The sequence below is a fragment of the Lentzea sp. NPDC037011 genome (assembly GCF_055607425.1).
Map to the genome: position 1 here is coordinate 518,533 of NZ_JBVJRT010000002.1, position 25,318 is coordinate 543,850.

A 25,318-nucleotide genomic window follows, 5' to 3' on the forward strand; every position below is an offset into this window, starting at 1 on the left:
TGACCCTAGGACAGGGGTCTGACAATTCCGGGCACCCCCTGGTCAGCCGCCCCCCGGCGCGGTACACCGCGAGATCACACCGCTGCCTCTACAGTGCACCCGTGGCCGCGCGGATCAGCGAGAAGGAGGGCGGCCTGCTGCTGTTCCGGGTGGCGGGCATCCCGGTGCTGCTCGCGCCGTCGTGGTGGGTCGGCTCGGCGATCGTGGTGGCGTTCTACGCGCCGCTCGTGGACGACCTCGCCCCCGGCACGCCCCCGGCGGTCGGGCTGCTGCTCGCCACGCTCTTCGCGATCTTCCTCGGCCTCAGCGTGCTCGCACACGAGCTGGGCCACTGCGTCGCGGCACTGCGACTGGGCCTGCCCGTCAGGAGGCTGCGGCTGTACCTGCTGGGCGGGTTGTCGGAGATCATGCGCAGCCCCGGCAAACCCGGCCACGAGGGCATTGTCGCGGGGGCGGGCCCGGCCGTGTCGGTCGTGCTGGCCGTGCTCTTCGGCATCGGCGCGTTCGTCATGGAGCCCAGCAACGTCATCTGGCTGCTGGTGGCCCAGATCGCCGCCGCCAACGTCGCGGTGGCCGTGTTCAACCTCCTGCCGGGGCTCCCGCTCGACGGCGGCCGGATCGTGCGGGCGGGCGTGTGGGCCGTGACCGGTCAGCGCGCGACGGGCACGCGGGTCGCCGTCGTCGGCGGGTTCGTCGTGGCGTTCGCGCTCGTCCTGTGGGCGGTCTACGGCATCGCGGAAGGCGCGGAGGACCGGTGGCTGCGCTTCGGAGTGTGCGCGCTCACGGCGTGGGTCGTCGTCGCTGGCGCACGCAGCGAGCTCGCCGGCGAACGGCGCCGCACCTGGCCCGCCGGCGTCACCCTCGACGACCTGATCCTGCCGGTGCTGCAGCTGCCGGCCGAGAGCCCGGTGGCGGACGCGCTGAGCACCAGCGCAGGACGGGGCGTGGTGCTGGTGCGGGCCGACGGCGTCGCGGCCGGGCTGCTCGACGCGGAAGCCGCGCGCAAGCTGGCCGCCGCGAGCCCGTTCGCCCCCGCGGAGCAGGCGGCGGAGCCGATCCTGCCGGAGACGGTGCTGCTGGCCGACGAGCCCGGCGAGGAGATCGTGGAACGCGTCCAGGGCACCGCAGCGTGGCAGTTCCTCGTCGTCGACCTGGAGGGCCGCCCGGCCGGTGTGCTGCGCAGGGAGGACCTGCGTGCGGCCATTGAGAAGGGCGTTTGACACCATTGCGCGGTGATTAGCGCAAGTGGACCGTTCCAGCCGGGTGACCGGGTTCAGCTGACCGACCCCAAGGGGCGGCACTACACGGTCGTCCTCGAACCCGGCAAGGAGTACCACACCCACCGCGGCGCCATCCCGCACGACCTGCTCATCGGGCAGCCGGAGGGGTCGGTCGTGCAGTCCGTGGGCGGCACGAACTTCCTGGCGCTGCGCCCGCTGCTGCCGGACTACGTGCTGTCGATGCCGCGCGGGGCGCAGGTCATCTACCCGAAGGACGCCGCGCAGATCTGCATGTACGGCGACATCTTCCCGGGCGCGCGCGTGCTGGAGGCGGGCGCGGGTTCCGGCGCGCTGTCGTGCTCGCTGCTGCGCGCGGTGGGGGAGAAGGGCAGCGTTCAGTCCTACGAGGTGCGCGACGACCACGCGGTCCACGCCATCCGCAACGTGGAGACGTTCTTCGGCGAACGGCCCGGCAACTGGTCGATCACCGTCGACGACGTGAAGAACCACGAGGGCGAGGTCGACCGGGTCATCCTCGACATGCTGTCGCCGTGGGAGGTCCTGCCCACGGTCGCGAAGAACCTCATCCCGGGCGGTGTCCTGGTCGTCTACGTGGCGACGACGACGCAGCTGTCCGTGATCACCGAGGCGCTGCGCGAGATGACGTGCTGGACCGAGCCGCACGCGTGGGAGACGCTCGTGCGGCCGTGGCACGTCGTGGGCCTCGCCGTGCGCCCCGAGCACCGGATGATCGCGCACACCGCGTTCCTGCTGACCACCCGCCGGCTCGCGGAGGGCGTGACCGCGCCGAAGCCGCAGCGCCGCCCCAGCAAGGGCTGAGAACAGCGGAAAGGGGGTCCCTCCGGCCGGAGGGACCCCCTTTCGCTCACGACGTCACTTGGTCGGCGCCGTGGGGAGCTTCAGGTCCTTGACGAGCTGGCAGTACTTCCACTTGCCAGACTCCTTCTTGAACGTGTAGTCGATGTCCAGGTCCTGCGTCTGGCCGCTGTAGGACGAGACGCTGTTGATCTTCACCTTCGCGGTGTCGCCGGACACGTCGGCGCCCTTGTAGGTGAGCTTGGGCACCGGCAGCTTCTTGAGCTCCTCCGCGAGCTTCTTCTGCTCCTCGGTGAGGTTCTTCTCCAGCGCCGCCGCCTCGTCGAGCACCGCCTTGCAGGTCAAGGACTTGGCCTTGCTCTCGTTGCGGGTGCTGGCCGCGGCGATGTACTCCTCGGCGACCTTCTTGACGTCGGCGTCGTCGTCACCGGACTTGCCGTCGCTGCTGCCGGGGTCGGACGTGCTGCTGGCGTTGTTGTCCGAGTCGTTGCCGGAGAGCAGGACGGCGGCCGTGATGCCACCGCCGAGCACGACGACGACCGCGGCGACCACGCCGATGATCAGGCCGGTCTTGCTCTTCTTGGGCGGCGGGCCGCCGTAGCCGGGGCCACCGAAACCGGGCTGGGGCTGCTGCCCGTACGGGCCGGGCTGCTGGCCGTAGGGGCCCTGCTGGAAACCGCCGCTGGGCGGGCCGAACGGGTCCTGCTGCGGCTGGCCGTAACCGGGCTGCGGCGCGCCGTAGCCCGGCTGAGGGGGCTGCTGGCCGTAGCCGGGCTGGGGCTGGCCGTATCCGGGCTGCGGCTGCTGGCCGTAACCCGGCTGCTGCGGCGGCTGCTGCCCGTACGGACCGGGCTGCTGCGGCGGGTAGGTCATCGGAAACTCCCCCGAACTGGATGATGTGGTGCTGAGGTGGAAATCTGGGTTCGACGCGTCAGCCGGTGGAGCGGCTTTCCTCCACCGCGGACCTGCCGCACACGAGCCAGCCGGAGTCCTTCTTCTGCAGCGTCATGCCGTACAGGATGAAGCCCTTCTCACCCTCGGCGTTCACCAGGTCGTCCATGCGCAGGTCGAAGGTACCCGTCTCACCCGACACGGCCACCTCGCCGACGGTCACACCGGGCGCGGTCTGAGCGGGTTGCCTCGCGCCCTCGCCCTCCTTGAGGAAGCCGGGACAGGCCACGTCGGCGAACCGGTCCGTCGTCATGGAGCCCTGCCACCCGCTGTTGCGACGGGGTGACGCGGAGGTTCTGGCTGATAACGATTGCGGCACTCCGGCGGGAATCGAGTGCGATGCACTGCGCTGTCGGGTGATGCGCCGGTTGCGCCGGCAAGACCACCCGGTTGGCCGCAGGCCCGCTGAACACACCGGAGCCCTGCTCGAGCGGGGTCCTCCGACGAACGGGAACGAGGTGGGTAGCGGTGCGTGACCGCCGAACGGGGCACGTCGTGGTCCACCTGGTGGGATCGCGACACGTTCGTGCTCGTCGCCGAACTGTGAACCGTACCAAGCGTGCCTGCGAATGTCTGAGGGTGGTCGCGCATCGTGGGGATGGGGCAGCCGAGTCGGTGTCCCGATCATCCCCCCGTCGGACTTCTCGCAGGTCGGCGGGCGTGTCGCGACACGAAAGGCCGGTGCTGGTTTTCGGGACGCACGGTAGTGGGAAGCCGGGCGAACCGGGCACCGGGATGGAGCAGTTGACCTCTGTTGGAGGCGGGACCGTTGCGTCACACGAGCGAAGATGATGTTGTGAGTACCCCATTTTGTCGGTGATCGCCGGTACCGTAATCGGTACGTACACGGGAGGAGGGTGCCGACATGCAGCACGGTCATCCCGGCAGCCAACCCGATGAGGGTGGCGAGCTGAACCATGGCAACAACTCTGCTGAGCTGAACGCGCAGATCAGGTTCCTCGAGGACGAGATCGCGTCGTTGCGCCGCAAGCTGACCGAGTCCCCCCGCCACGCGCGGCTGCTGGAGCAGCGGCTGGCGGAGGCGACCGAACGCGTCAGCCAACTGACCGAGCGAAACACGAAGCTCATAGACACCCTCCGCGAAGCACGAAGCCAACTGCTCGCGCTGCGTGAGGAGGTCGACCGGCTGGCGCAACCGCCCAGCGGGTACGGCGTCTTCATGGCGCGGTTCGACGACGGGACGGTGGACGTCTTCACGTCCGGCCGCCGGATGCGGGTCGCCGTGTCCCCGGCGGTCGAGCCGGAGAAGCTCTCCTTCGGCCAGTCGGTGCGCCTCAACGAGGCGCTCACGGTCGTCGAGGCCGGTGGGTTCGAGCGGTCGGGTGAGGTCTGCGCGCTGCGGGAGGTGCTCTCCGAGGACGGGGAGGACCAGATCGCACGGGCGCTGGTCGTGGGGCACGCGGACGAGGAGAGGGTGGTCTGGCTCGCCCAGCCGCTGCTCGACGCGCCGCTCAAGCCCGGCGACTCGCTGCTCGTCGACTCGAAGGCGGGCTTCGCCTACGAGCGGGTGCCCAAGGCCGAGGTCGAGGACCTCGTGCTCGAAGAGGTCCCGGACATCGACTACAGCGACATCGGCGGTCTGTCGCGGCAGATCGAGCAGATCCGCGACGCGGTGGAGCTGCCGTTCCTGCACGCCGACCTGTTCCGCGAGTACGAGCTGCGCCCGCCCAAGGGCGTGCTGCTCTACGGCCCTCCCGGCTGCGGCAAGACGCTCATCGCCAAGGCCGTCGCGAACTCGCTCGCCAAGAAGGTGCGCGAGATCCGCGGGGAGACCGACAAGCAGGCGAAGTCGTACTTCCTCAACATCAAGGGCCCGGAGCTCCTCAACAAGTTCGTCGGTGAGACCGAGCGGCACATCCGCCTGATCTTCCAGCGGGCTCGGGAGAAGGCCTCCGACGGCACCCCGGTGATCGTGTTCTTCGACGAGATGGACTCGATCTTCCGCACCCGCGGTTCCGGTGTGTCGTCCGACGTCGAGACGACGATCGTGCCCCAGCTCCTCGCCGAGATCGACGGCGTCGAGGGCCTGGAGAACGTCATCGTCATCGGCGCCTCCAACCGCGAGGACATGATCGACCCGGCGATCCTCCGCCCCGGCCGCCTCGATGTGAAGATCAAGATCGAGCGGCCGGACGCCGAGGGCGCGAAGGACATCTTCAACAAGTACCTGACGCCGAACCTCCCGCTGCACGCCGACGACCTCGCCGAGTTCGGCGGGGACCCGAAGGCCTGCATCGAGGGCATGGTGCAGCACACCGTGGAGCGCATGTACGAGGAGTCCGAGGACAACCGGTTCCTGGAGGTCACCTACGCCAACGGTGACAAGGAGGTCCTGTACTTCCGGGACTTCAACTCCGGCGCCATGATCCAGAACATCGTCGACAGGGCGAAGAAGGCGGCGATCAAGTCGCTGCTGGACACCAAGCAGCCCGGGCTCTCCGTCCGGCACCTGCAGGCCGCCATCCTCGACGAGTTCGCCGAGAACGAGGACCTGCCGAACACGACGAACCCGGACGACTGGGCGCGCATCTCGGGCAAGAAGGGCGAGCGGATCGTCTACATCCGCACGCTCGTCACCGGGAAGAACCAGGACGCCGGCCGCGCGATCGACACGGCCACGAACACCGGCACGTACCTGTAACACCGCTTCGAACCGAACCGCCCCGGTCGCTCCTCGCGACCGGGGCGTTTCCACGTGCCGGTACCCCCTCCCCGCTTGTCTGCTCAGGCATCTGCAAGTACCACCAACACATGATCGAATCGCCGTTGACCACCACCAACCTGTTCGCCGCCAGTCGAACCAGGCAGGGATCGCAGAGGTCAGCGGGCCAGGCCGGACTCGTAGGCCGCGATCACCAGCTGCGCGCGGTCCCGCGCGTGCAGCTTCGCCAGCAGGTTTCCGATGTGCGTCTTCACCGTGCCGGTGCTGACGTGCAGCTCGGCCATGATCTCCGCGTTCGACAGCCCGCGCGCGATCAGCCGCAGCACCTCCTTCTCGCGTTCGGTCAGCACCTCCAGCCCGCGCACCGGTGGCGCCGAGGGCCGCCGCACGAACTCGGAGATCAGCTGCCGGGTGACAGACGGCGACAGCAGCGCCTCGCCGGAGGCCACCACGCGGATCGCTGCCAGCAGCTCGGCCGGTGGTGTGTCCTTCAGCAGGAAACCCGAGGCACCGGCGCGCAGGGCGCCGAACACGTACTCGTCGAGGTCGAACGTGGTCAGCACCAGCACGCGCGGGCCGTCCAGCAGCCGCGTGGCCTCGATGCCGTCCATCTCCGGCATGCGGATGTCCATCAGCACCACGTCCGGTCGCAGGGACGCGGCCAGCGCCACGGCCTCGGCTCCGGTGCCGGCCTCGCCCACCGCGGTCAGGCCGGGTTCGTTGTCGACGAGCAGCCGGAAGCTCGCGCGCAGCAACGCCTGGTCGTCGACGATCAGCACGCTGGTCATCGGATCGGCAGCTCCACGTGGACCCGGAACCCGCCACCCTCGCGTTGTCCCGCGCTGAACGTCCCGCCGTACACCGCCACGCGTTCCCTCATCCCGACCAACCCGTGCCCTGTCCCCAGCTCCCGCACCCCGGGACCGTCGTCGGCCACGTCGACCACCACGGCCTCCGCCGTGATCCGCACCAGCACCGTGCACGCCGCGGGTGCCGCGTGCTTCACCACGTTGGTCAGCGCCTCCTGCACGATCCGGTACGCCGACAGCGCGATCCCCTCCGGCACGACCGTCCCGCCCGTCACCTCCAGCGCGACGCGCACCCCGGCGAGCGAGGCGCGGTCGGCGAGCTCGGCCAGCCCGTCGAGGCCGGGGGAGGGCGCCAGGTCGGCGTCGGAGCGCAGCACGCCCAGCAGCCCCCGCATCTCGGTCAGGGCCGCACGGCTCGTCTCGGAGATGACCTGCAACGCGCTGTACGCGTGCTCGGGTGAACGCACGTGTGCGGCGTTGCCGGCCTGCACGGCGATCAGCGAGAGGTTGTGCGCCACCACGTCGTGCAGCTCGCGGGCGATGCGCAGGCGTTCGTCGGCGAGTGCCTGCTCGGCCTGCCGGGACGCCTCCCGCTCGATCATCGAACGTCGCAGGCGGGTGGTGTAGCCAATTGCCCACACCGCGCCCAGGGCGGCGAACGCGACCAGGACGTTCTCGGGCTCACCGCCGGAGACGACGGCGGTGGCGGTGATCGCCACCAGGAACGCGCCCAGCGACCAGACCCGGTCGCGGTCGACCGCCATCGTGTACAGGCAGAAGCAGACCGCGCCCAGCGGCGCGCCGAGCGCCGGGATCGGCAGCACCCGGCTGATGACCGAGAACACCATCGCCGCGGTGCTCACCGCCAGTGACAGCTCCGGCCACCACCGGCGCACGGCCACCGGAGCGGCGACCAGCCCGGCCACCGGTACCGCGACCCACGGCGACGGGTGCTGGTGCGGTTCGAGGATCGCGTAGGCGACGAGGACCCAGATCACCAGCGCGGCCGCCGCGTCGACCAGGTAGAGGTGCAGCTTCGCCATCACGGGACCGAAGGTAACGACCCGCGGGACCGCACGCCTCGGACCACGGTCCGATTCGGGAGATCGGAGCACGGTCCGATCCGGTGGAGCGCGCGACCGCCGACTCTTCTCCGCATGATCGAGGTGCGGAACCTGACGAAGAGATACGGCGGCACCACGGCGGTCGACGACCTGTCGTTCACCGTCCGGCCGGGACTGGTGACGGGCTTCCTCGGCCCGAACGGCGCCGGCAAGTCCACGGCCATGCGCATGGTCGTCGGCCTGGACCGGCCCACGAGGGGCGAGGCGCTGGTCTGCGGCAGGAGGTACGCGGAGCTGGACCGGCCGCTGCGGCACGTCGGCGTGCTGCTCGACCCGGCCGCGGTCCACCACGGCCGCAGGGCGCTCGACCACCTGCGCTGGATCGCCGCGAGCAACGGCATTCCCCACCGCCGCGCCGAGGAGCTGGTCGAGCAGGTCGGCCTTGGCGGCGTGCGGCACAGGCGGATCCGGGCGCTGTCGCTCGGCATGAAGCAACGGCTCGGCGTCGCGGCGGCGTTGCTGGGCGACCCGCAGGTCCTGATGTTCGACGAGCCGGTCAACGGCCTCGACCCCGAGGGCGTGCGGTGGATCCGCGAGCTCATGCGGTCGCTCGCGGAGCAGGGCCGCACGGTCTTCGTCTCCAGCCACCTGATGAGCGAGATGGCGCTGACCGCCGACCACGTCGTGATCGTCGCACGAGGACGGCTGGTGGCGGAGACACCGATGGAGGCGTTGACCCGCAACGGTTCGCTGGAGGACGCCTACCTCGACCTCACCTCCGGGAGGGGACTGTGAGGAACGCGTTCGCCGCCGAGTGGATCAAGCTCCGGACGGTCAGGTCGTCGCACGGGCTGGTCATCGCGCTCGGTCTGGTGCTGGCCGCGGGGGCGGTGCTGTCGTGGCTGATCGTGCAGGACTACGACGCCTCGCCGGCCGCGGAACAGGCGAAGTTCGCCTCCGCCGACAGCAGCGTGGTGATCACGCCGGTCGCGCAGTTCCTGGTCGCCGCGCTCGGCGCCCTGGTCGCGACGTCCGACCCGCGGCTCACCGCGCTGACCGCCGTGCCGGACCGGAAGCGCCTGCTGGCCGCCAAGACCGCCCTCGTCGCCACCGCGGCCGTGGTCCTCGGCACCGCGGCGCTCGCGCTGAGCATCGGCAGCAGCCGGTTGTTCATGGGGGACCGGCCGCCGCCGATCGCGCCGTGGGAGGACCTCGGCGACGTGCTGCCGTGGGCGGGCGCGGCGGTGCTGTCGATCCTGGTCACGGGGCTGGTCGGCCTCGGTCTGGGACTCGCCGTGCGGTCCACGGCCGTCGCGGTCGTGGTCGTCGGCGTGCTGCTCTGGGGCATTCCCGCGATCACGCCGATGCTGCCGCCGCCGTGGAACGTCGACGCTTCGGCGGTGATGGTGCCGTACCTGGTGTGGGAGGTGGCGGGTGTCGTCGAGGACGCGCCGCTGAGTGCGCCGGCCGCCGTCGCAGTTTTGGTGCTTTACGCACTGGTGACTCTCGGTACCGGAACTGTGACTCTTCTGCGACAAGATGCTTGACGCACTCTTGGGGCGGCTTTAAGGTCATCTATACCTTTAATCGGTAAGGAAACTTACCTAACTAATCGCCGCCCGTCCGAGAGGAGACGCTGAATGGCTTGGCAGAAGTCTGTGGTGGCGCTCGCCGCGGCAGTCGTGCTCCCCCTGACCGGTGTGACGGCGGGCAGTTCGGCCGCCGCCGACGTTTCCGCCGCCGCGCTGCCCGCGGGCTCGCCCGCGGCGGTCAACGGCCAGCTGAAGGTGTGCGGCGTCAAGCTGTGCAACAAGAACGGCAAGCAGATCCAGTTGCGCGGCATGAGCACGCACGGCATCCAGTGGTACTCCCAGTGCGTCAAGACCGCGTCGCTGGACGCGCTCGCCAACGACTGGAAGGCCGACGTCCTCCGCATCTCGATGTACGTCCAGGAGGGCGGCTACGAGTCGAACCCCCGGAAGTTCACCGACCTGGTGCACGGCTACATCGAGGAGGCCACCAAGCGCGGCCTCTACGCGCTGGTCGACTGGCACCAGCTCTCGCCGGGCGACCCGAACCACAACACCGCGCGCGCCAAGACGTTCTTCAAGGAGATCGCCCAGCGCCACAAGGACAAGACGAACATCATCTACGACATCGCGAACGAGCCGAACGGCGTCACGTGGTCGCGGGTGAAGTCCTACGCGGAGGCCGTCATCCCGACGATCCGCGCGGAGGACCCGGACAGCCTCGTGCTCGTGGGCACGCACGGCTGGTCGACGTTCGGCCTGTCCGACGGCCGCGACATCAACGAGGTCAGCCGCAACAAGGTCAACGCCTCGAACCTGATGTACACGTTCCACTTCTACGCGAAGGACCACCGCGACTCGTACCTCAACGCGTTGCGCACGGTCTCGAGCCAGGTGCCGGTCTTCGTCACCGAGTTCGGTTCGCAGGAGGCCTCCGGTGACGGTCCCAACGACTTCACCATGGCGAACAAGTTCATCGCGTTCATGAAGGAGGCCAAGATCTCCTGGACGAACTGGAACTTCTCCGACGACCACCGCACGGGCGCGGTGTTCAAGAGCGGCACGTGCTCGGGCAGCGGCTTCTCCGGCGAGGGGCCGCTGAAGGACTCCGGCAAGTGGGTGCGCAACCACCTCCGCACGGCCGACGACTTCTGATCGGCGGAGCTCGACCGGCCCCGGCGGGTCAGGTGAACGGCGGTCCCCAGGGGCCGCCGTTCGCCGTGACAGGGGTCGTTTTACGGTAGTCGGCATGGCACAGCTGGCACTCGGTCTCGCGTCCCTCGGTCGTCCCGCCTACATCAACATCGGTCGTGAGGACGCTCTGCCGCGGGTGCGGGACGTGGACGCCATGCGAGCGCAGTGCCACCTCGTGCTCGACGCGGCGTACGAGATCGGCATCAGGTGGGTCGACGCGGCCCGCTCCTACGGCCTGTCCGAGCAGTTCCTGAGCGAGTGGCTGCCCGGCCACGACGACGTGACCGTCTCCAGCAAGTGGGGCTATGCCTACACCGCGGACTGGCGGGCCGACGCCGAGGTGCACGAGGTCAAGGAGCACTCGCTCGCCCGCTTCTCCCAGCAGTGGCAGGAGACCCGCGCGCTGCTGTCGCGTGTGGACCTCTACCAGGTGCACTCGCTGACCGCCGACAGCCCGTTGTTCGACGACCGGGCGTTGCAGGAGGCGATGGTCGCGACCGGTGTCCCGCTCGGGTTCTCCACGTCGGGACCGAACCAGGCCGAGGCCATCCGCAAGGCGCTCGACCTCGGCATCTTCACGTCCGTCCAGTCCACCTGGAACGTGCTGGAGACCTCGGCGGCGGCCGCTCTGGGCGAAGCGCACGCCGCCGGGCTCAAGGTCGTCATCAAGGAGGGCATGGCCAACGGCCGGCTCGCCGTGCAGGCACCCGGACCCGTTGTCGCGCAGGCGAAGGAGCTCGGCATCGGCACGGACGCCGTGGCGCTGGCCGCGGTCGCCCAGCAGCCGTGGGTGGACGTGGTGCTGTCCGGTGCGGCGAGCCCGGAGCAGCTGCGCTCCAACGCCAGGGCCATGTCCGTGGAGGTCGTGCTGCCCGACCTGTCCGAACCGGCCGAGCAGTACTGGGCGACCCGCTCAGCCCTCCCCTGGCACTAGCGTCCGCAGCCACTCCCGGCTGATCGCCCGCGCGTCGGGCACCAGCGGCCAGTCCGGGTCGTCGATCCTGCGGCGCAGCTCGCCGAGGTCCATCCACCCGCCCGACGCCACCTCCTCCGGCTGGTGGGTGAACGGCCCGTCGGTGCTCACCTCGTACACCCACGCGTGGTAGCGCGTCCGGTCGTCGACGTACCGGGTGCGGAAGAGCTCCTTCAGCGGCACGCCGGAGACGCCGAGCTCCTCGGCGAGCTCGCGTTCCGCGGCCGGGCCGGGCGCCTCGCCCGCGTCGATCACGCCGCCGGCCGAGCAGTCGTACAGGCCGGGGAAGATGTCCTTGGTGTCGGTGCGGCGGTGCACGTACACGCGGGAGCCGTCGAGCGAGCGGACGAAGATCAGGACGCAGCCGTGCCAGAGGTTCTCCGCCCGCATCCGCGCGCGGGAGACCTCCCCGACCGGGTTGGCGTCCTCGTCGTAGAGGGTGATCATCCCCGTGTCCTCCTGTGGTCGTACGCCAGCTTGCTACCGCAGTCCGACGCCCGCTGATCGGCCCCCTTCCTACCTTCGTGACCGTCAGTTGTCACCGAGGAGGATCCGTGTCCACTTCCCTGCGGCTCGGCGTCGCCGAGTTCCGCGCCCGGCCGGGCCGCGCGCTGCTGCCCGGAGTCGCGCTCGTCGTCGGCGTGGCCTGCCTGCTGGCCGCCCTGGTGCTGAGCGACGCGCTCACCAGGTCGGTCGACGAGGGGGCACCCGGCACACCGTCCTCGGTCGGGCACGTGGTCGAGGTCAGGCAGCAGCCCTACGACGCCACCCCGGTCGCCGAGGCGGACCGCCCGAAGCTCGACGACGCCCTGCTGACCAAGCTCTCCGCCGTCGGCAGGGCGGTCCCCGTGCAGGTGGCGCAGGCCGACCTGCTGGACGCGAACGGCCGCGCCGGGCAGCACCGGGCCGAGGTGCACGTCCAGCAACCGGACCTGGTGCGCTGGCCGCTGGCGGAGGGGAGGCAGCCCGCCGCCGGCGGCGAGGTCGCCGTCGACAAGATCACCGCCTACGAGCGCGGTCTGAAGCCCGGTGACGAGGTCTCGCTGGCCGCCGCCGACGGCACACCGCTCCAGGTCACCGTCAGCGGTGTCCTGAAGAAGGGCGGGATCGACGCGCGGCCCGTCCTGGTCGCCGGTCCCGACCTCGCGCGCCAGCTCGACCCGCAGCCGTTGACCAAGCAGGTGTGGGTCATCGGCGGGGCGCGCGACGCCGTCAAGACCGCCGCCGGCGCCTCCTACGCCGTGTGGGACCCGGAACCCGACGCCGACAAGATCGGCAACGACCTGACGTTCATCCTGCTGCCGTTCAGCGTCCTGGCCCTCGCGACGGCCGTGTTCGTCGCCGCCGCCACGTTCCGCGCGGTCTACGCGCAACGCCAGCGGCAGACGGCGTTGCTGCGGTGCATCGGCGCCCAGCGCGGGCCGCTGGTGCGCAGGAGCCTGGTCGAGGCGCTGCTGACGGGTGCGGTGGCCGGCATCGGCGGTGCGCTGCTGGGCGGGCCGATGGCGTGGGTGCTCGCGCGGACGTTCGACGTCACCGGCATCTCCGTGCTGTTCGGCGCGGTCGAGCTCAGCCCGGAGCTGCTGCCGTCGCTCGGGTACGTGGTCCTCGGGGTCGTCGTCGCCGCCGTGCTCTCGGTCGCCGCCGCCGTCCGCCCCGCGATCAACGCCGCCCGCGTGTCGCCCCTCGCCGCGTTGCGCGACGCCGACAACGAGATGCCGACACGGTCCGTGCGCCGGCTTCGGCTCGTGTTCGGTCTTCTGTTCACCGGTGGTGCCGCGTTCCTCGCGCTGGCGGCCATCGCGGCCAAGGGCACGGCCGCGGCGCCCCTCGCTGTCACGTTCTCCGCGATCGCCGCGGTGACGGGCCTGTTCTGGATCCTCGGGCCGGTCACGGTGCCGTTCATCGCGCGACTGTTCGGCAAGGCCGGCGGTGCGCGGTGGACGCAGTGGAAGCTCGCCGGGGCCGAGGTGCGCAGGATGCCGCAGCGGTCGGCGTCGGTGGCGCTGCCGTTGCTGCTGGCCAGTTCGATGGTGACGTTCTTCCTGGTCCTGCTGGGCACCGCGCAGGAGATGACCTACTCGTTCGCCAACGAGGAACGGCCGGACGCCACCGTGGTCGACGCGGGGGAGCGGCCGCTGCCGGCGATCCCCGCGCAGGACGGCGTGGCCGCCGACGTCGTGCTGCACAAGGCCGAGAACGGGTCCGGCGCCGACCCGGAGGAGTTCAAGGCGTGGCTGAAGGCGCAGAACGTGCCCGGTGCCGAGCGGTTCACCGCGGGCACCGCGATCGTGCCGCCGCACTGGGAGGACCGGCCGTTCGTCGAGTCCGGCGGCAAGCGCTACGAGGTGGTCGGGACCGTTCCCGGCACGCTCACCGGGTACACGCCCGTCCTCGGCGGCCTGACCTCGGGACCGGCGGAGAAGGTGCTGGTCGCGCTGCGGCCGGGCACCGACCCCGCGCAGTTCCGGGCGGGTCTGCAGGCCGCGCTGCCGGACCACCCGACCGTCATCGTGCAGACCGACGCCGACGAGCGCGCGGAGGCCGACCGGTACATGCACCTCGGCACGGTGCTGATGATGGTGCTGCTCGGGCTGTCCGTGGCGGTCGCCGTGACGGGCATCGGCACCGCGCTCACGATCTCCGTCCAGGAGCGCCGCAAGGAGCTCGCACTGCGGCGCGCCTTGGGCGTCACTCGCGGCGGACTGCAGGGCGGGGTGATCGCCGAAGCGGTCGTGCTGGCCCTCGTCGGGGTCGTCGGAGGGGGCGTGCTCGGGTTCGGGTACGCGGTGATCGCGATCCTGGCCATCGGGATTCCCCTCGTCCTGCCGACCGCGTCCGTGGTGTTGCCGCTGGTCATCGGCGCGCTGGCGGTAGTCGTGCTCGCCGTCGTGGCCGCGTTCGGACCGTCCAGGGGCGCTTCGCGGATCCGACCTGCCGCCGGATTGGCGTCCGGGTGAATAGGCTGGGGGGAGCTTCAACGCGAAGCTCCCCTCACGCTGTTGTCGGGGATCAGGTCATAAGGTGTTGCGCATGCGGCGGATCATGGGAACCGAGGTCGAGTACGGCATCGCGGTGCCGGGAGACGCGACCGCGAACCCGGTGCTCACTTCGACACAGGTGGTGCTCGCGTACGCGGCGGCGGCGGACATACCGCGGTCCAGGCGCGCGCGCTGGGACTACGAGGTGGAGTCGCCGCTGCGCGACGCCCGCGGGTTCGACCTGGGCTCGCCGGGCGGCCACCCGGCCGACTCCGACGTCGAGGACCTGGGCGCGGCGAACGTCATCCTCACCAACGGTGCGCGGCTCTACGTGGACCACGCGCACCCCGAGTACTCCGCGCCCGAGGTCACCAACGCGCGCGACGCGGTGATCTGGGACAAGGCGGGGGAGCGGGTGATGGAGGAGGCCGCGATCAAGGCCGCCTCCGTGCCCGGTCAGCCCCGCCTGCAGCTGTACAAGAACAACGTCGACGGCAAGGGCGCGTCGTACGGCACGCACGAGAACTACCTGATGCAGCGCTCGACGCCGTTCACGGCCGTCATCGCGGGCCTCACGCCGTTCTTCGTGTCGCGCCAGGTCGTGACCGGGTCCGGGCGCGTCGGCATCGGTGCCGCCGGCGAGGAGGCCGGCTACCAGCTCTCCCAGCGCGCCGACTACATCGAGGTCGAGGTCGGCCTGGAGACCACGCTCAAGCGCGGCATCATCAACACCCGCGACGAGCCGCACGCCGACGCGGACAAGTACCGGCGCCTGCACGTCATCATCGGCGACGCGAACCTCGCCGAGTACTCCACGTACCTCAAGTGCGGCACCACCTCGCTGGTGCTCGACATGATCGAGGCCGGGCAGCGGTTCGACGACCTGCGCCTGGTCGACCCGGTGCGCGCGGTGCACCAGATCAGCCACGACCCGACGCTCAAGACGAAGGTCGAGCTGACCGGCGGCCGCAAGGTCACCGGCCTGGACCTGCAGTTCGCCTACCTCGAGCGCGCGACGGCGTTCGTCGAGAAGGAGGGCACCGGCGACCGCGACGTCCTGCGGATCTGGGGCGAGGTCCTCAACGACCTGGCCAAGGACCCGTCGCTGTGCGCCGACCGGCTCGACTGGGTGGCCAAGCTGCGGCTGCTCGAGGGCTACCGGCAGCGCGACGGCCTCGCCTGGGGCTCCGCGCGGCTGAACCTCGTCGACCTGCAGTACTCGGACGTGCGCCTGGACAAGGGCCTCTACAACCGCCTGGTCGCGCGCGGCTCGATGAAGCGCCTGGTCAGCGAGGAGGAGGTGCGCGCGGCCATCACGACGCCGCCGGAGGACACGCGTGCGTACTTCCGCGGCCGGTGCCTGGAGCGCTACCCGACCTCGGTCGCGGCCGCGTCGTGGGACTCGGTGATCTTCGACCTCGGTCGCGAATCACTCGTGCGGATTCCGACGCTCGAACCGCTGCGCGGGACGAAAGCGCACGTCGGAGCCCTCCTGGAGGCCTCGGACACCGCCGAGCAGCTGGTCGATGCACTGACCCGCGGGTGATCGTCTACCCGAGTGGCTGAGAGTTTTTGTCGGTGCCGCTGGGTAGTGTTCTTGTCAGGCGAGTCAGTGGGAGGCCGAGATGTCCCAGGAACAGAAGCAGCGCCAGGGCGGTGGCGACGGCGACGACGGCGCCGGTGACGCCGCAGGAGCCGGCCAGGAGCGTCGCGAGAAGCTCGGCGAGGACGTGGACGCGATCCTCGACGAGATCGACGACGTGCTGGAGGAGAACGCGGAGGACTTCGTCCGCGCATACGTGCAGAAGGGCGGTCAGTAGGCCGTCGCGGCCTGTTGACCACCTCGGGGACGGGAGAACAACCAACACATGGACCACAGCTCGACCGGGCGTTACCCGGCCGCGGCGCTGCCTTCGGCGTACCTGACGCCGGGCTCGTCGTCGTTCACGGACTTCCTGCGGGCGCAGGCACCGGACATGCTGCCTTCCGCCAGGAAGCTCCCGGAGGGGACCGTCCAGGCCCCGCACGGGACGACGATCGTCGCCGTCACCTACAAGGGTGGCGTCGTGATCGCCGGTGACCGGCGCGCGACGATGGGCAACGTGATCGCCCAGCGCGACATGAAGAAGGTCTTCGTCACCGACGACCACTCCGCCGTCGGCATCGCCGGCACGGCGGGCATCGCGATCGAGATCGTGCGGCTGTACACGGTCGAGCTGCGGCACTACGAGAAGATCGAAGGCGTTCCGCTGTCGCTCGACGGCAAGGCGAACCGCCTCTCGGCGATGATCAGGGGCAACCTCGACGCGGCCATGGCCGGCCTCGCCGTGGTGCCCCTGTTCGCCGGGTACGACACCTCGTCGACCGACCTTGACCGCGCGGGCCGGATCGTGTCCTACGACGTCACCGGCGGCCGCTACGAGGAGTCGCAGGGCTACCAGGCGGTCGGTTCCGGCTCGCTGTTCGCGAAGTCGTCGCTGAAGAAGCTCTACGACCCGGACGCGGACGTCGACGGCGCTATCCGCGTGGTCATCGAGGCGCTCTACGACGCGGCCGACGACGACTCGGCCACCGGCGGCCCCGACCCGGTCCGCCGCCTCTACCCGGTCGTGGTCACGATCAACGGTGTCGACGGTGCCGTCGAGGTACCGGAGTCGCAGGTCCAGACGATCGCCGACGCGGTCGTCGAAGGCCGCCGGTCCCGCCCAGCAGGCTGAGTCCCCATCAGGTTCGACGTCAGGAGCACCACCCATGACGATGCCGCTGTACGCATCGGCAGAGCAGGTGATGCGCGACCGCTCCGAGTACGCCCGCAAGGGCATCGCCAGGGGTCGCAGCGTCATCGTGCTGAAGTACGCGGACGGCATTCTGTTCGTCGCGGAGAACCCCTCCAGCACGCTGCACAAGGTCTCGGAGATCTACGACCGCATCGGTTTCGCGGCCGTCGGGCGGTACAGCGAGTTCGAGAACCTCCGCCAGGCGGGCATCCGGTTCGCTGACGTGCGCGGGTACCAGAACGACCCGCGGGACGTGACGTCCCGGTCCCTCGCGAACGTCTACGCGACGACCCTCGGCACCTACTTCACCGAGCAGATCAAGCCCTTCGAGGTGGAGATCTGCGTGGCGGAGGTGGGCGACTCCGCCGACTCCGACACGCTGTACCGGTTGACCTACGACGGTTCGATCGTGGACGAGCCGCAGTACATCGTGATGGGCGGCACGGTCGACGCCGCCAACACGGCGTTGAAGGAGTCGTTCGCCGACGGCCTGACGCTGGCCGAAGCCGTTCCCGTGGCGGTGAAGGCCCTGTCGGCGGGCTCCTCGTCCACCGGCAACGGCGCCGCCGAGGTCCTCCCCGCGGCCAAGCTGGAGGTGGCGGTGCTGGAACGCGCCCGCCCCCGCCGCGCCTTCCGCCGCATCGCGGGCCCGGCCCTGGACCAGCTGATGCCGGCACCGACCAAGGACGGCAAGGACGTGACGGACGTGGAGCTGCCCTCGTCGGACGACGAGCCGAAGTAGCCCCGCGGTTCGCTTGGTGTGGAAGGCCTCCGGCGGGTGACGCCGGGGGCCTTCTCGCTGTGGGCGGGGTGGGGGCGCGGTTGACGGTGGCGCCTGCTGGCGGCGCTGTGGCGATGGCGCCCAGATCGGGGTGCGTGCGTTGCTCGTCGCGGTGCTACCGGGGGTTGGAGCCGAGCGTTGCGTCGTCGACACCCGCGTTGTCAGGCGGTCGAAGCCTCGCTCAGCTCCACCAGCAACCCGGCCAACTCCTCCGGCTTGCTCAACTGCGCGCAGTGCCCCGCGGCCAACTCCACCGGCTCGGCCCCCAACCGGTCAGCGACCACCTTGCGCATGAAGTCCGGCGTGAAGAACCGGTCCTCGGTGCACAGCACGAAGTGCGTGGGGATGCTCGGCAGGCCGTCCGACGGCCACGGCTTGCCCATGGCGTGCTCGGACATGCCGCGGGCCCGCCGTTGTGACTCCTGCGCCAGGTGGGTGGGGACGTCGTGCCAGAACTGGTCGTCCAGGCCGCTGTCGGCGTACCCGGTGTTCGCCCACCAGTCGCCGGGGGTCTCGCCGGGCTTCGGCAGCATCGCCGTGACCAGGACGAGGGCTCGGGCGTGGATCTCGGCTGCGACCAGCGGGGCCACCAGGCCGCCGAAGGAGTGCCCGACGACCACCACGTCCGAAGCGGCCGACGTGACCGGACCGGACTGAGCCGCTCTCACCGAGGCGGTGACGACGGCGGCCCAATCCGTCAGGTCCTTCGTCCCGTCCTCGGTGGGGAGGTCGGGGGCGGTGGTGGTGTGGCCCCTGACCTGGAGCGCTCGCGCCACCAGGTGCCACGACCAGCCCACGTCGCCCGCGCCGTGCACGATCGCGAAGGTCGTCATCGGTGCAGCCTAGGCGCGGTGTTCGACCGGCAGGCGGGAACGCGTGAACAGGGCCGCGGCCAGCACCGCGCACGCCGGGACGACGAGCAGGGCGGGCTCGGCCACGTGCGGGTGCAGCCCACGTTCAGGGATGCTCATCGCGGCACCTCGACGTCCGCAGGCTCGGCCACGGGCCGGGGCCGGTAGCGGAGCAGGCTCGCCTCGCAGTGGTCGAGCCAGCGCAGCTCCGCTTCGGCCTGGAAGATCATCGCGTCGAGCACCAGCAGCCACGGCAGCTCGCCCGGCCCCGTCTTGAGCCGCGTGTACTCCTGCAGCGTGCGCGTGGTCGCGGTGCGCTGGGTCGTGACGACCGCGGCCACGTCGACGCCGGGCGTGGTGATCGCGAGCGCGAGCTTGATCGCCATCTCGTCGCGCGGCCGGTCACCCCGCCGCACCGGCGTGCCGAACCACCGCCGCACCTCGTCGCGGCCCTGCGCGGTGAGCTCGTACGGCCGCTGGCCGTCGTTCTCCGGCAGCGCGGCGACCAGGTCGTCGCGTTCCAGGCGGGACAACGTCGTGTAGACCTGCCCGATGTTCAGGGGCCACGTGCCACCGGTGGTGGAGTCGAACGCCGCCCGGAGCTGGTAGCCGTACATGGGCCCGCGTTCGAGCAACGCCAGCAGACCGTGTTTCACCGACATGCGTACCGAGTGTGCATACCGGGTATGTCCCTGGCAAACGGTGACCTCGAAACTCACGTGCGCGCGGGTCGCGCATCCGGAATCCTGGGGTGGTGAGGTTGCTGGGGGCGCCTATCAAGCCCGCGACTAAGCCAGGTGTGCGCGTTCGGGACTACGAGCCCGCCGATGAGGCGTCGTGGTTGCGCTGCCGTGTGCTGGGGCTGCTGGACACGAGCTACTACGACGACGTGTGGCCGGCGCGCAGACGTGCCGACCTGGAGCTCGTCGTGTGCTCCGACAACGTCGTCATCGGCGCGCTGGACGTGTCGGTGCAGGGCGCGGAGGCGACGATCGACCTGGTCGTGGTGCACCCGGACCACCGGGGCCGCGGAATCGCGACCGCGCTGCTCGACGAGGCGGTGCGCCGGCTGGTGCGCTGCGGTGCCACCGAGGTGGACGCGTGGACGCGGTCGGACGAACCCGCGCTGAGGTGGTTCGCGCGCAACGGTTTCACCGAGACGAGCCGGTACCTGCACGTGCACGCGTCGGCGGACGAGGTCGGCACGGTGGTGACCGCGCGGCACGGCCTGGTGCCGGCCGGGGCGTTCCTGCACGCCCGGATCGAACGGGAGGCCGAGCTGCGGCAGCGGTTCGAGCGCGTCCACGTCTGCCGCAGAGTGGTGCGCGCGCTCAAGCCGTGATGCCGGCGCGTTCCACCCGGCACTCGAACGGCCGGGTGGAACGCGACGCGGCGACTTCAGGAGGCGAGCAGCTCCGACACCCGCGTGCGGACCTCCGGCGAGTCGAGCCCGCGGACCATCACGGTGGTGCGGCGGCGCAGCACGTCGTCGACCTCGGTGGCCCACTCGGTGCGGCGGGCGTGCTCGACCTGGGCCCAGATGTCCGGGCCGTCCGGGTGCACGCGCTCCAGCAGGGCCGGGTTTTCCAGGCCGAGCGCGACGACCTCGTGCGACGTCGTGCCGTAGTGCGTGGCGAGGTGGCGGACCACGTCGTCGGGCAGTGCGTCGAACGCGTGGTTCAGCACCGAGCCGACGGTCTCCGGTGATGCCGAACCGGGCAGCGCCACGCCGTCCAGCGGGCCGTCGAAGGTGCGGCCCAGTTCGGAGTTCACGCGGGCCAGGACCGTCGCGCCGATCTTGCGGAACGTCGTCCACTTGCCGCCGGCCACGCTGATCATGCCGCCGGACCCCGCGGTGATCACGGTCTCGCGCTTGGCGTGCGAGGTGTCGCCCGGACCGCCGGGCAGGACCCGCAGGCCCGCGAACGTGTACGCGATCCGCGAGCGGTCCAGGCCCGTGACCGCGGTGCCCGCCTCGCCGAGGATCTGGTCGACGTCGGCGTCGGTGCACGCGACCGCCGCCGGGTCGCCCTCGTAGGCCTCGTCGGTCGTGCCGAGCAGGAGGTGGCCCTCCCACGGGATCGCGAACGACACGCGCACGTCGTCGACCGGGATCGTCAGCGCGGCCTTCCACTCCGACGTCTGCCTCAGCACCAGGTGCGAGCCCTTGGACAGGCGGATCGACGGGTCGGCGGAGGGGTCCTCCATGCGCCGCAGCACGTCGAGCCACGGGCCGGTCGCGTTCACGACGACCTTCGCGTCCACCCCGAACTCACCGAGCGGGTCGCGCAGGTCCACACCGGTGACCTTCGCGCCGGTCTTGCGCAGGCCCACGACCGAGATGTGGTTGAGCAGCACGGCACCGGCCTCGGCGGCGGCGCGCGCGGCGGTGATCGCCACGCGGCTGTCGTTCATCTGGTGGTCGTAGTACATCGCCGCGCCGCGCAGACCGTCGGCGCGCAGGTCAGGCACCCACTCAGCTGCCCTGCGCGCCGACAGCACCTTCCCCATGCCGTCGCCGAAGCCCGACAGCGCGGAGTACAGCGTGACGCCCGCACCCAGCACGAACCGGCTGTGCGGGCCGCCCTTGTAGACGGGGACGAGGAACGGCAGCGGGCGCACCAGGTGCGGGGCGAGGTGGTCACCCAGCGCACGCCGTTCCCTGTGGTTCTCGTGCACCATCGGCACGGCCGACGGGCCCATCGCGAGGTAGCGCAGGCCGCCGTGCACGAGCTTGGAGGAAGCCGACGAGGTGGCGCCGGCGAAGTCGCCGCTCTCCACCAGGGCGACGCGCAGGCCGGAGCGGGCCGCGGCCCACGTCGTGGCGATGCCCAGGATGCCGCCGCCGATCACGACGACGTCGAACTTGCCGTGCTGCAGCTCTTCGCGGGCGCGTGCCCGCTGTGTTGAGTCAGTCATCGTCCTCGTCCATCCACCCGACGGTCCGCTCGACCGCCTTCTTCCACTTCCGGTAGCCGCGGTCCCGCGCCGCCGGTTCCATCGACGGCTCCCATTCGGCCGCCTTGTGCCAGTTGGCCCTCAGCTCGTCGGTGCTGTTCCAGTAGCCGACGGCCAGACCGGCCGCGTACGCCGCGCCCAGGCACGTCGTCTCCGCGACGATCGGGCGCACCACCGGCACGTCGAGCACGTCCGAGAGGAACTGCATGAGCAGGTTGTTCGCCGTCATGCCGCCGTCGACCCGCAACGTCGTGAGGTCCACGCCGGAGTCGGCGTTCATCGCGTCCACGACCTCGCGGGTCTGCCACGCCGAGGCTTCGAGCACGGCGCGTGCGAGGTGCCCGCGCGAGATGTAGCCCGTCAGCCCGGCGATGACACCGCGCGCGTCGGAACGCCAGTGCGGCGCGAACAGCCCGGAGAACGCGGGCACGAAGTACGCGCCGCCGTTGTCGTCCACCGTGCGCGCCAGCGTCTCGATCTCCGCCGCCGACGAGATCAGCCCGACCTTGTCGCGGAACCACTGCACCAGCGCGCCGGTCACCGCGACCGCGCCCTCCAGCGCGTACACGGCCGGTTCGGCGCCGATCTTGTAGCCGACCGTGGTCAGCAGGCCGTTCTGGCTGCGCACCGGCTCGTCGCCGGTGTTGAGCAGCAGGAACGCGCCCGTGCCGTACGTGCACTTGCCCTCGCCGGGCGCGAAGCAGGTCTGGCCGAACAACGCCGCCTGCTGGTCGCCGAGCGCGGACGCGACGGGCACGCCCTCGTAGGTGCCGTAGACCTCGGAGGAGGACCGGATCTCCGGGAGCATCGCGCGCGGGACGTCCATCGCGGCGACGAGCTCCGGGTCCCAGTCGAGGGTCTCCAGGTTCATCAGCATGGTGCGCGACGCGTTCGTCACGTCGGTGACGTGGTGGCCGGTCAGGTTCCAGATCAGCCAGGTGTCCATGGTGCCGAACAGGACCTCGCCCCGCTCGGCCCTCCCGCGCAGGCCGTCGACGTTGTCGAGCAGCCAGCGCAGCTTCGGCCCGGAGAAGTAGGTGGCCGGCGGCAGACCGGAGCGCTCGCGGAACCGGTCGTGATCGCCGAGGCGCTTGACCAGCGCGTCCGTGCGGGTGTCCTGCCAGACGACGGCGTTGTGCACGGGCTCGCCGGTCGCCCTGTCCCAGACGACCGTGGTCTCGCGCTGGTTCGTGATGCCGAAGGCGACGATGTCGGAGTGCGTGAGGGAGGCCTGCGCGAGGGCGTCGCGGACGACGGCCTGCACGTTCGCCCAGATCTCGGCCGCGTCGTGCTCCACCCAGCCCGGCCTGGGGAAGATCTGCCGGTGCTCGCGCTGGGCGACCGACACGATCCCGCCGGACTGGTCGAACACGATGCACCGGGACGACGTCGTGCCCTGGTCGATCGCCGCGATGTGAGCCACGTTGCACACTCCTCTGTGTGAACCATTCGACATTGTCGAACGCTTCCACAGTACTACCAGGAGAGGCCACCCAGCTCCCTGGACACGCTGCGAGCTGCCTCACGTACGTAGGACACGAGCTCCAGGCGGGGTGGCTGGTCAGGTGACTCGCACAGCCGCTCCACCGGTCCCGACACGCCGATCGCGCCGACGACCACCCCGCGCCGGTCGCGGATCGGGGCCGCCACCGACGCCTCGCCCTCGACCAGTTCGTGCAGGTCGTAGGCCCAGTCGCGGTCGCGGACCAGCTCCAGTGCCGCGGACAGCGCCTCCTCGTCCAGCGTGTGCCGGGTGAACCGCTGCAGCTCACCCTCCGGCCGCTCGCCGAAGGCCACCAGCGCCTTGCCGAGCGCCGTCGCGTGCCACGGCAGCAACGCACCGGTGTCGAGCGCCTGCCGGCTGTTGTCCGGGCGGAACACGTGGTGCACGACCAGCACGTGCCTGCCGTGCGGCACGCCGATGCGCACCGCCTCGCGCGCTCGCATCGCCAGCGTGTCCGACCAGTTCAGCGCCTTGGCGCGCAGCTCGTTGCCGTCGAGGTAGGAGGTGCCGATCTGGAACAGCGCGGCCCCCAGGCGGTACTTGCCGCCCTCGACCTCCTGCTCGACGAACCCGACCTCGTGCAACGTCCGCAGGATGCCGTGCACCGTCGGTTTCGCGAGGTCCAGCGCGCGCGAGATCTCCGCGACGCTCAGCTGGTGCGCGCCGCCGTGGGCGAGCAGCTTGAGGACCTCCGCCGCGCGCTGGATGGACTGGATGGGTCCGGGCACGCACCCCACTCTACCTGCGGGCGTTCGACAATGTCGAACATCAGGGGCGGTAGATGCCCAGTGCGGCCGGACGTGAGCGGAACTCGAAGCGGTTGGCCCGCTCGCGCACCTCGCCGTCCGTCGCGATCGAGATGGGCGCGCCGTGCACCTCGACGGTCAACGACGCCACCTCGAAGTGCTTGTACACGCGCGAGTGCTCCAACGCCCCGAGCAGGGCGCCCAGGAAGAACCTGGTCCGCGAGTACTTCCGGTCCGCGCGGACGTAGCGGACGTCGAGCAGCCCGTCGTCCAGCCGCGGGCGCATCGTGGGCGCGAAGCCCTTCGGCCGGTACGGGCCGTTGCCCACGAACAGCAGCCAGACGAGGTGGTCCTCGCCGTTGATGGTGATGTCGAGCGGCTTGGCCCGTTGCAGCACGCGGAACAGCGCCATGCCGGCCGCGGGCCACTTGCCCCAGCGCTTCTCCGTCTTCTCGCGGATCCGCACCATGTCCGGGTAACCACCCAGCGAGGCCGTGTTCACGAACCACTGGCCGTTGACCTGCGCCAGGTCGACCCGCACGCCCACGCCGTCGGCCACCGCCTGCGCCGTGTCGTGCAGCCCGGTGATGCCCACGTCGCGGGCGAAGTGGTTGAGCGTGCCGGAGGGGATGAGCACCATCGGCAGGTCGCGCTCGGCGGCGACCGCGGCCACGGCGGCCACCGTCCCGTCGCCCCCGGCCACGCCCAGCGCCTTGGCGTCCGGCAGGTCGTCGAGCTCCTCGACCGCCACGATCCGCGCCTTCGGCCACTCCTCCGTGATCTGCGGCGTCGGGTCGGGGCCGACCCCCGAGTGCGGGTTGACCACGACGACCAGCCCGTCGCCCTCCTGCAACGACGTCAGGTCGGCGTGCTCGTAGGCCGACGCGGGCTCGTTCATCCCGAGCGGCCACCAGCGGCGCGTCAGGTACGCGGCCCCCACGCCGACCGCCGCACCGGCCACGACGTCGGTCGGCCAATGCACGCCGGTGTGGACGCGTGAATAGGCCACGGCCGCCGCGATCGGAGCCACCACCGCGCCTGCTTTGGGCGATTCCAGGGCCACCGCGGTGGCGAAAGCGGCCGCCGACGCGGAGTGCCCGGAAGGAAAGGACGACGACGTCGGCCGTTTGGCCAGGCGGCGTTCGAACGAGATCAGGTCAGCGGCGGGCCTGCGACGCGGAAAAAGTGACTTCCCGACCAAGTTCGCGCTGGCAGAGGCGCCGGCGATGGCCGCGAGACCGCGCAACGCGCCACGCCGGAGCGGCCCTTTGCCCGTGGCCAGGATCCCCGCGACGACGAACCACAGCAGGCTGTGGTTCGCGGCTTTGGAAAGCCTCTTCAAACCCCTGTCGAGCCTGCTCGGAGGCAGTCCGGCCGAGGAGCTCATGAGCTTCTTGTCGAGAGCGCTGACCCGTTTCCACACGCTGTTGACACTAAACCGCAACCGGCGTGCCGCCCGA

At 70.8% G+C, this 25,318-nt stretch carries 24 protein-coding genes and 1 pseudogene; 13 read left to right on the plus strand and 12 right to left on the minus strand.

Going from position 1 to position 25,318, the window contains the following annotated elements:
* Positions 1 to 101: 101 nt before the first annotated feature.
* Both ACZ7CH_RS07235 and ACZ7CH_RS07240 read left to right on the plus strand, forming a co-directional pair.
* A complete protein-coding gene (locus tag ACZ7CH_RS07235) occupies positions 102 to 1,220 on the plus strand; it encodes a site-2 protease family protein (RefSeq protein WP_360387289.1) in 1,119 nt (372 codons plus the stop codon).
* A gap of 12 nt (positions 1,221 to 1,232) precedes the next feature.
* The gene (locus tag ACZ7CH_RS07240; protein ID WP_458433292.1) at positions 1,233 to 2,060 is read left to right on the plus strand and encodes a tRNA (adenine-N1)-methyltransferase; all 828 of its coding nucleotides are present in this window, start codon (positions 1,233 to 1,235) and stop codon (positions 2,058 to 2,060) included.
* Positions 2,061 to 2,114: 54 nt separating this feature from the next.
* On the opposite strand, the gene ACZ7CH_RS07245 is transcribed toward ACZ7CH_RS07240, so the two are convergent.
* The gene (locus ACZ7CH_RS07245; RefSeq protein ID WP_470373349.1) at positions 2,115 to 2,930 is read right to left on the minus strand and encodes an Rv0361 family membrane protein; all 816 of its coding nucleotides are present in this window, start codon (positions 2,928 to 2,930) and stop codon (positions 2,115 to 2,117) included.
* A gap of 58 nt (positions 2,931 to 2,988) precedes the next feature.
* Positions 2,989 to 3,261 carry a hypothetical protein gene (locus ACZ7CH_RS07250; protein ID WP_470373350.1) on the minus strand — a complete coding sequence of 91 codons (273 nt, stop codon included), beginning with the start codon at positions 3,259 to 3,261 and terminating at the stop codon, positions 2,989 to 2,991.
* Positions 3,262 to 3,873: 612 nt separating this feature from the next.
* Between ACZ7CH_RS07250 and arc the strand changes: the two genes are divergently transcribed.
* Positions 3,874 to 5,670, plus strand: a complete 1,797-nt coding sequence (gene arc / locus ACZ7CH_RS07255; RefSeq protein WP_360387299.1) for a proteasome ATPase — start codon at positions 3,874 to 3,876, stop codon at positions 5,668 to 5,670.
* Positions 5,671 to 5,849: 179 nt separating this feature from the next.
* Here arc and ACZ7CH_RS07260 read toward each other — a convergent pair whose 3' ends face one another.
* Positions 5,850 to 6,479 carry a response regulator transcription factor gene (locus ACZ7CH_RS07260; RefSeq protein WP_360387302.1) on the minus strand — a complete coding sequence of 210 codons (630 nt, stop codon included), beginning with the start codon at positions 6,477 to 6,479 and terminating at the stop codon, positions 5,850 to 5,852.
* Positions 6,476 to 7,543 (minus strand): sensor histidine kinase, encoded by a 1,068-nt coding sequence (locus tag ACZ7CH_RS07265; protein WP_470373464.1) that lies wholly within the window; start codon positions 7,541 to 7,543, stop codon positions 6,476 to 6,478. The genes ACZ7CH_RS07260 and ACZ7CH_RS07265 overlap by 4 nt, the downstream gene beginning before the upstream one ends.
* Positions 7,544 to 7,657: 114 nt before the next feature.
* Between ACZ7CH_RS07265 and ACZ7CH_RS07270 the strand changes: the two are divergent.
* The 4 genes and pseudogenes from ACZ7CH_RS07270 to ACZ7CH_RS07285 all read left to right on the plus strand — a co-directional run.
* A pseudogene (locus ACZ7CH_RS07270) lies at positions 7,658 to 8,302 on the plus strand (ABC transporter ATP-binding protein); the annotation flags it as partial.
* A 53-nt stretch (positions 8,303 to 8,355) separates the two neighbouring features.
* The gene (locus ACZ7CH_RS07275; protein WP_470373351.1) at positions 8,356 to 9,111 is read left to right on the plus strand and encodes an ABC transporter permease; all 756 of its coding nucleotides are present in this window, start codon (positions 8,356 to 8,358) and stop codon (positions 9,109 to 9,111) included.
* A 93-nt stretch (positions 9,112 to 9,204) separates the two neighbouring features.
* The gene (locus tag ACZ7CH_RS07280) at positions 9,205 to 10,248 is read left to right on the plus strand and encodes a glycoside hydrolase family 5 protein (protein ID WP_470373352.1); all 1,044 of its coding nucleotides are present in this window, start codon (positions 9,205 to 9,207) and stop codon (positions 10,246 to 10,248) included.
* 94 nt (positions 10,249 to 10,342) lie between these two features.
* Complete coding sequence (locus tag ACZ7CH_RS07285) at positions 10,343 to 11,221, plus strand: aldo/keto reductase (RefSeq protein ID WP_360387309.1); 879 nt, start codon at positions 10,343 to 10,345, stop codon at positions 11,219 to 11,221.
* On the opposite strand, the gene ACZ7CH_RS07290 is transcribed toward ACZ7CH_RS07285, so the two are convergent.
* Entirely contained in the window at positions 11,201 to 11,707 is a 507-nt protein-coding gene (locus ACZ7CH_RS07290) for an NUDIX hydrolase (RefSeq protein WP_360387311.1), read from the minus strand. The two genes, ACZ7CH_RS07285 and ACZ7CH_RS07290, sit on opposite strands and share 21 nt — an antisense overlap.
* Before the next feature lie 107 nt (positions 11,708 to 11,814).
* Between ACZ7CH_RS07290 and ACZ7CH_RS07295 the strand changes: the two genes are divergently transcribed.
* From ACZ7CH_RS07295 to prcA, 5 genes are all read left to right on the plus strand, one after another.
* Positions 11,815 to 14,220, plus strand: a complete 2,406-nt coding sequence (locus ACZ7CH_RS07295; RefSeq protein ID WP_470373353.1) for an FtsX-like permease family protein — start codon at positions 11,815 to 11,817, stop codon at positions 14,218 to 14,220.
* Between the two features lie 73 nt (positions 14,221 to 14,293).
* Positions 14,294 to 15,787 (plus strand): depupylase/deamidase Dop, encoded by a 1,494-nt coding sequence (dop, locus tag ACZ7CH_RS07300; RefSeq protein WP_360387317.1) that lies wholly within the window; start codon positions 14,294 to 14,296, stop codon positions 15,785 to 15,787.
* Between the two features lie 79 nt (positions 15,788 to 15,866).
* Positions 15,867 to 16,061, plus strand: a complete 195-nt coding sequence (locus ACZ7CH_RS07305) for a ubiquitin-like protein Pup (RefSeq protein ID WP_360387319.1) — start codon at positions 15,867 to 15,869, stop codon at positions 16,059 to 16,061.
* Positions 16,062 to 16,109: 48 nt separating this feature from the next.
* Entirely contained in the window at positions 16,110 to 16,958 is an 849-nt protein-coding gene (gene prcB / locus ACZ7CH_RS07310) for a proteasome subunit beta (RefSeq protein WP_470368556.1), read from the plus strand.
* Positions 16,959 to 16,992: 34 nt separating this feature from the next.
* The gene (gene prcA / locus ACZ7CH_RS07315; RefSeq protein WP_360387324.1) at positions 16,993 to 17,760 is read left to right on the plus strand and encodes a proteasome subunit alpha; all 768 of its coding nucleotides are present in this window, start codon (positions 16,993 to 16,995) and stop codon (positions 17,758 to 17,760) included.
* Between the two features lie 200 nt (positions 17,761 to 17,960).
* Here the strand turns inward: prcA and ACZ7CH_RS07320 are convergent, their stop codons facing one another.
* Genes ACZ7CH_RS07320 through ACZ7CH_RS07330 form a run of 3 tightly spaced genes read right to left on the minus strand, consistent with a single transcriptional unit; the run spans position 17,961 to position 19,312 of the window.
* A complete protein-coding gene (locus ACZ7CH_RS07320; protein ID WP_470373354.1) occupies positions 17,961 to 18,632 on the minus strand; it encodes an alpha/beta fold hydrolase in 672 nt (223 codons plus the stop codon).
* 9 nt (positions 18,633 to 18,641) lie between these two features.
* Entirely contained in the window at positions 18,642 to 18,770 is a 129-nt protein-coding gene (locus tag ACZ7CH_RS07325; protein ID WP_470373355.1) for a hypothetical protein, read from the minus strand.
* Positions 18,767 to 19,312 (minus strand): PadR family transcriptional regulator, encoded by a 546-nt coding sequence (locus ACZ7CH_RS07330; protein WP_458433286.1) that lies wholly within the window; start codon positions 19,310 to 19,312, stop codon positions 18,767 to 18,769. Before ACZ7CH_RS07330 ends, ACZ7CH_RS07325 begins: the two co-directional genes overlap by 4 nt.
* Before the next feature lie 137 nt (positions 19,313 to 19,449).
* On the opposite strand from ACZ7CH_RS07330, the gene ACZ7CH_RS07335 reads away from it, so the two are divergent.
* Positions 19,450 to 19,992: a GNAT family N-acetyltransferase gene (locus ACZ7CH_RS07335; protein WP_470373356.1), complete on the plus strand. Its 543-nt coding sequence runs from the start codon at positions 19,450 to 19,452 to the stop codon at positions 19,990 to 19,992.
* 56 nt (positions 19,993 to 20,048) lie between these two features.
* Here ACZ7CH_RS07335 and ACZ7CH_RS07340 read toward each other — a convergent pair whose 3' ends face one another.
* The 4 genes from ACZ7CH_RS07340 to ACZ7CH_RS07355 are packed head-to-tail and all read right to left on the minus strand — an operon-like array spanning position 20,049 to position 25,245.
* Positions 20,049 to 21,569 carry a glycerol-3-phosphate dehydrogenase/oxidase gene (locus tag ACZ7CH_RS07340; RefSeq protein ID WP_360387334.1) on the minus strand — a complete coding sequence of 507 codons (1,521 nt, stop codon included), beginning with the start codon at positions 21,567 to 21,569 and terminating at the stop codon, positions 20,049 to 20,051.
* The gene (gene glpK, locus ACZ7CH_RS07345) at positions 21,562 to 23,031 is read right to left on the minus strand and encodes a glycerol kinase GlpK (protein ID WP_360387337.1); all 1,470 of its coding nucleotides are present in this window, start codon (positions 23,029 to 23,031) and stop codon (positions 21,562 to 21,564) included. Before glpK ends, ACZ7CH_RS07340 begins: the two co-directional genes overlap by 8 nt.
* 53 nt (positions 23,032 to 23,084) lie before the next feature.
* The gene (locus ACZ7CH_RS07350; RefSeq protein ID WP_360387339.1) at positions 23,085 to 23,840 is read right to left on the minus strand and encodes an IclR family transcriptional regulator; all 756 of its coding nucleotides are present in this window, start codon (positions 23,838 to 23,840) and stop codon (positions 23,085 to 23,087) included.
* A gap of 40 nt (positions 23,841 to 23,880) precedes the next feature.
* Positions 23,881 to 25,245, minus strand: coding sequence for a phosphatase PAP2 family protein (locus tag ACZ7CH_RS07355; protein ID WP_470373465.1), 1,365 nt, complete (start codon positions 25,243 to 25,245; stop codon positions 23,881 to 23,883).
* Positions 25,246 to 25,318 lie beyond the last annotated feature (73 nt).